The organism is Flavobacterium sp. (genome assembly GCF_024305175.1).
In the GTDB taxonomy this organism is placed as follows: Bacteria; Bacteroidota; Bacteroidia; order Flavobacteriales; family Flavobacteriaceae; genus Flavobacterium.
Genome location: NZ_JAMWYY010000103.1, coordinates 1 through 5,502, shown reverse-complemented (window position 1 = coordinate 5,502; position 5,502 = coordinate 1). Strand labels below are relative to the sequence as shown.

Annotated in this window: 4 protein-coding genes; all 4 read right to left on the bottom strand. The window is 39.7% G+C overall.

The window, feature by feature from the left end:
• Positions 1-55: 55 nt before the first annotated feature.
• The 4 genes from Q0K96_RS14905 to Q0K96_RS14890 all read right to left on the bottom strand — a co-directional run bounded on the left by Q0K96_RS14905 (position 56) and on the right by Q0K96_RS14890 (position 5,420).
• On the bottom strand, positions 56-1,900 hold the full coding sequence (locus Q0K96_RS14905) for a tetratricopeptide repeat protein (protein WP_297334773.1): 1,845 nt from the start codon (positions 1,898-1,900) through the stop codon (positions 56-58).
• Between the two features lie 72 nt (positions 1,901-1,972).
• Entirely contained in the window at positions 1,973-2,458 is a 486-nt protein-coding gene (locus Q0K96_RS14900; RefSeq protein WP_297334774.1) for a regulatory protein RecX, read from the bottom strand.
• 49 nt (positions 2,459-2,507) lie between these two features.
• Positions 2,508-3,380: a cupin-like domain-containing protein gene (locus tag Q0K96_RS14895; protein WP_297334772.1), complete on the bottom strand. Its 873-nt coding sequence runs from the start codon at positions 3,378-3,380 to the stop codon at positions 2,508-2,510.
• A gap of 165 nt (positions 3,381-3,545) precedes the next feature.
• Positions 3,546-5,420 carry an OmpA family protein gene (locus Q0K96_RS14890; RefSeq protein WP_297334771.1) on the bottom strand — a complete coding sequence of 625 codons (1,875 nt, stop codon included), beginning with the start codon at positions 5,418-5,420 and terminating at the stop codon, positions 3,546-3,548.
• Between the last annotated feature and the right edge of the window lie 82 nt (positions 5,421-5,502).

Below are 5,502 nucleotides of genomic sequence, written 5' to 3'. Positions count from 1 at the left end.
GGCTAATACCTGTAATTTAATATATGTTTGAATACGAGTAAGTTATAAGCCAATGCTACAAATTCAACAATAACCTGTCAAATTCTTCGTCATCTGCAATTTCCATTTTCTTTTTAATGCGATATTTTTTGGTAATGGCACTTTCGTGCGAAATCTGTAGTAATGAAGCAATTTCTTTATTGCTGAGATTCAATTTAAGTAAAGAGCAAAACTCAACATCATTTTTAGTAAGCTTTCCAAACCTGCCTGTTAGTTTCTTCTCAAAATCAGGGTGCAGGCTGTTAAAGCGGGTTTCAAACTGTTTCCAGTAATCCCTTTGTTTCAATAAAAGCTGTAACTCTCTTTTAACATCGGGTATGCTTATTTCATTTGTACTGCATTTTTTAATGATGCTGTTTATATGGGTTTGGTAATTAGCCATTTGCAGCGTAGTGCCAGTCAGCTCGCGTTGCTTTTCCTCTATGGTTTGCTTTTGGGCACTTACAAGCTGTTGTTCATATTCGTGCTGTTGCTTAATGAGTTTATTCTCAGCCGCAGTATTTTTAAGCTGCTCCTTTTGCAGTTTCGTTTTAAGCCAGTAACTTCTTAGTATAAACAAAATTATACTTAGCAGGGCAATGCTGCCTAGTATATACATCAGCATAAGCATCTGCTCATTGTCAATTTTTTGCTCAAGGGCTTTATTGTTAGCTTCAAGGGCGAGGTTTTTTTCCCTTTGCAATTCTGTCTGGAATTTTGCCTGAATTTCCTGTACCGCGGCTTGTGCTTCAGATGCCGCAATAGAGTCTTTTATCGCTATGGTATTACGGTATTCCTTTATAGCCTTTTCAGGATTGCCGGTATGGCTGTATGTATCGGCTATAGCTTTTACATATACCATCCTGTCATGTATATTGCTGTAAATTGTTTTTCGGTAGGACTCGGCTTCTGCAATTATACCAAGTGCCTTCCGGTACATACCATTTTCATTAAGCAGGTCTATATATTCTCCGCCAATGCGTAATATTCTTGTCGATTTTGTCTCTGTAAGGTAATCAAATGCCATTTGATAGGATGCCATAGCCTTATCAGTTTGGCCTTCGATTTTCTCGATGTTCCCTATTTTGGAATATGTGATGCCTATCAGTTCTTTGTCACCAAACCTTTCAAGCCCTTGTACTGCTTCCTGTAAAGATTGCTTTGCCTTATCATATTGTTCCAGCCTTATGTGTGCCTCACCTAAGTTAATAAGGGTAAGATAGTAGTTCTTTTCCATCCCTATCTCCTTAAACTCTGCAAGTGTTTCTTTATAAAGATCTATGGCAAACTTAAAGTTCTCCATGCCCAGGTAAGTGTTGGCAAGTTTTTGCTTTATTGCCGCCAATTGCTCGGTATTGTTTTCAGACTTGAGTATTTTAATGGCTTTAAGCAGGTAATCTACAGATTTGTCGTACTTAACCATATAGTTATAGTTAGATGCCAGTTCGCCATAAGCCATTGCAATGCCAACCTTATTATTATCCTTACGGCTTACTTTAAGTGCCTCATTAAGATATTTGATAGATGTTTTATAATCACCTTTGTTCCTGTAGCCAATAGAAAGGTTCATAAGGCTGCGTAGCCTGTTCTTAGGATAATCATCTATATATGATAATGACTTTTTAAAATAATAGACAGATGAATCGGCATTGCCGGTCATCCCGAAGTATAAACCGTAAAGGTTATATGTGTTACCCAGTATGGTGTCGTGTAGTTTACCTTCCTGCGAAAGTGTAGTTTTAATTATGGCAAGTGCACTGTCAGGCGACGTATAAACCAGTTTGCGTGTTTTAGCCTCAGCTTCTTTAAAGTCATATCCTTTATCTTGCGCTGTCGCAATTAATGGTATAAAAAGCAGTAGTACGTATAAAAATTTTGCCATAGCGTTGCAGTAAGGTGAAAAGCTGTTGGAGGGTACTGCAATTTAACAAAATTTTATGAATTTATGCTAACTTTAATCGTTGTTTGCAAGGTTTTGTATAGCTTCATAAATGAGATTGCTTTCATAACCTTTTCGCATCAGGAAATCAAAGAGTTTCTTTTTCTTTTTTATGATATTTGTTTCGCGAATGGCATTCCATTGCTTTTCGGCAAGGGTATAAAAAGTAGTAAGATAATCAGTACTGTCAATTTCTTTAAGAGCAGCGTCAATATTGTAACGCGAGATATCGCGGGCTTTCAGTTCTCTCACAATCCTTACCTTGCCCCATTGCTTAATCCTGAACCTGCCGCGGGCAAAGCTTCGGGCAAAGCGTTCTTCATTTAAAAAGTTATGTTCAAGCAGGTGGTCCACAACAGCATCAACAGCCTGCGGAATCATATTCATGCCCCTCAGCTTTTTAACCACCTCTTCATGGCAGCGCTCCTGATAGGCACAATAATGTTCAAGCTTGCGCTTGGCCTCTTCAACCGTATATATTTTGTGTGTGCTGCCCTGCATTATTATATTAAGCAACCCATTCTTTATTTTAAGAATAGGAGTTATTTGGTTAAACCGGCAGCTTCAGTTTTTTGTGTGTCCTTACAACCGCCTGCTCATTTTTGTAATCTATCCAGGCCTGGCCTTTGTATTTGCGCATAAAGTTATCAAAATAGCGCATAATAAATACATTATAGGCAGCTTTAGATAAGTTGCTCCATTTTCTGGGTAATGCGCGCAGGCTCATGCTGAAGCCCGGCGTTTCATATTTCATATAATGCCAGTAGCCTTCGGGCATATACAGCATTTCACCATGCTCAAGGTTGGCAACAAGTCCCTGTGCATGTTTCAGCGCAGGCCATTTTTCAAAGTCGGGGTTATCAAAATCGATATCTTCTCTCGAAATAAGGGCGTGAGGCACTTTGTAGAGGTAGGGTGTCTGGTCCGGATGAAATAATATGCACCGCTTTTTGCCATGAAAATGAAAGTGCAGTATGTTGCTGTAATCTATATCATAGTGGATAAATACCTTTGAATTTTCGCCGCCGAAAAATAACATGGGTAACTGTTTAACCAGGTTTAAGCCCAGATCGGGCCACCTGAAATCGTTTTGCAGTACCGGCACCTTTTTCATCAGGTTATATAAAAATATTCTGTAGTTGGTAGGTTGCTTTTGCAACAGGTCTATATACTCCGACATCTTCATCTGTGCATGGGCATCATTAAACCCGTCTTTATGCGAAACAGGCCTGTCATCATAAAGCGGTACTACTTTATCACCGGCAATTTCTTTTATATAGTTAAGGTTCCACTTTTCATAAGCAGGCCAGTCTTGCGTAAGTTTTTCTATTACTACCGGCTTTTGCGGGCGAACATAGTTTTTAATAAAATCTTCTTTAGAGATTGTTTTTACCCTTTCTATTTCGGTTAAGTGTAATGGCATAACGTGCGGGTTCTGTTACAACAAAATTAATAAAGCGTTAGTTAAATGTAAAATAGGGTAATGGCGAAATTTTAAAGCCAGCACGTGTTTACAGTTATTAACTAAGTTACAAAAATAAAAAAGCAGCTATTAATAGCTGCTTTTTTAACAATATGTAAATAGTTTTTACTCTACAATTAAGAACTCTGTGCGGCGGTTTATGGCATGCTGTTCTTCCGTGCAGTTGTCACCGCAGTTTACCTTTGGCTGTGTTTCACCAAATCCTTTTCCGGTAATGCGCTCTTTTGCAATTCCTTTAGATATAGCGTACTGTACTACAGCCCTTGCGCGCTGGTCAGAAAGGTTAAGGTTATATTCGTCAGATCCTCTGCTATCGGTATGAGCGTTAACCGCAATCTTAATTTCAGGTTTCTGCTTCATCGCCTCTACAAGCTTGTCAAGTTCAAATGCCGCTTCCGGGGTTATGTTGCTTTTATTATATTCAAAATAAATGGTGTTTAGCTGTACCTTGCCATCAACAATAAGGTTGGTAATCGGCTTTAGTTTTGCCATAACATCTACTTTGCCGCCACGGGTTTTATTGATGGTAAAAAGGCTGGTTTCATATCCGTCTGCACTTGCTTTAAGCGAGTATGCCCTGTCGCAGTCAACATTATAAACCAGTTTTCCGTTTTCGTCTGTTGTGCGTGTTTCTATAACATTCTGCTTGTCATCCAATATGGCAACTTTTGCAGAAGGTATAACCTTGCCCGTATTAACATCGGTAACGTTAACAAGCGCTTCTACACCGCAAACAGGTATGGCTAAATACATATTATCCTTATCTTTCCTGTTGCTGGAAAAGAAACCAATGTTTTTTTCGTAATTAAAGCTGAAAGAGAAATCATCCTGTGGTGAATTTATCGGTGCACCCAGGTTAATAACCTCGCCATTATTGGCAATATCCACCATAAATATATCCAGGCCGCCAAAACCTTTGTGCCCGTTAGAAGAGAAGTAAAGCTTGCCGTCGTCAGTAATATACGGAAAGGTTTCTTTGCCCTCGGTATTTATTTCTTTACCAAGGTTTACAGGTTCTCCAAATTTATTACCGCCTTTTACTTCTACCTTCCATATATCCGTATCACCTACAGAGCCTTTCCTGTTAGAGGTAAAATAAAGCGTTTTGCCGTCTTTGCTCAGCGCCGGGTTGCCTGTACTCCAGCTTGTGCCGTTAAAAGGTACAGGTTTTACATTGCCCCATTTACCATCGGCTTTTGTGGCTACAAACAGGTAAATTAGCCCGGTGCGTTGCTTTATATTGCTGTTATCTTTTTCAAATTCGCCATTGGCAAAGCTCTCACTGGCAAAATACATGGTTTTACCGTCAGATGATAGTGCCACAGGCCCGTCATGCCATTTAGTATTAATTTCAGATAAAGCCTGCGGTTCGCTTATGCGGCCTGTTTGCTCATTATAGGTTGCTGTATAAATATCGAGGTATGGCTCTTCGTTCCTTCCGTAAGTGCGGCGTGCCGTATTGCGTGCACTGGTAAAATATAATGTATTATCGTTGGCAAGCACAGCCCCAAAATCAGCATATTGCTTGTCGTTAATGTCTAAGATACGCTCATCAAAGAGTTTAGTCTGGTTACGAAGCTTGGGCAGGTAATTGGGGTCCTGGTTAAATATTACGGCACGCTGGTCTTTTGGGGCCAGCTTTGCAAATTGCTGCATCTGCTTGTTGGCTTCTTCATACTGCCCTTCTGCCTTCAGCATTTGTGCATAGCGGTAATAGGTTTCGGCATCCTGTTTAGATTCTACTGCTTTGGCGTACCATTTTACAGCTTCCTTTGAGTTGAAAACATTATAATAGCTGTCGCCTAACTGCTTATACACATAAGGATCTTTACCTTTTTTAGCCAGCTTAAGATATTCCTGTGCGGCTTCTATGTACTCAAAACGCCCGAAAAGTTTGTCGGCAGTTTCAGTTTCCTTGCTTTGAGCGGTAACCGCAAGCCCGGCAAAGAGCAAACTTAGCGTGAAACAAATTTTTTTCATTATTTGTGTTTGTTTTTGGTAGGTTTTTTTAGAAATAACGTGGAGAACGTGATACTTTTTTCGGGAAGTTCAAATCGAAAAG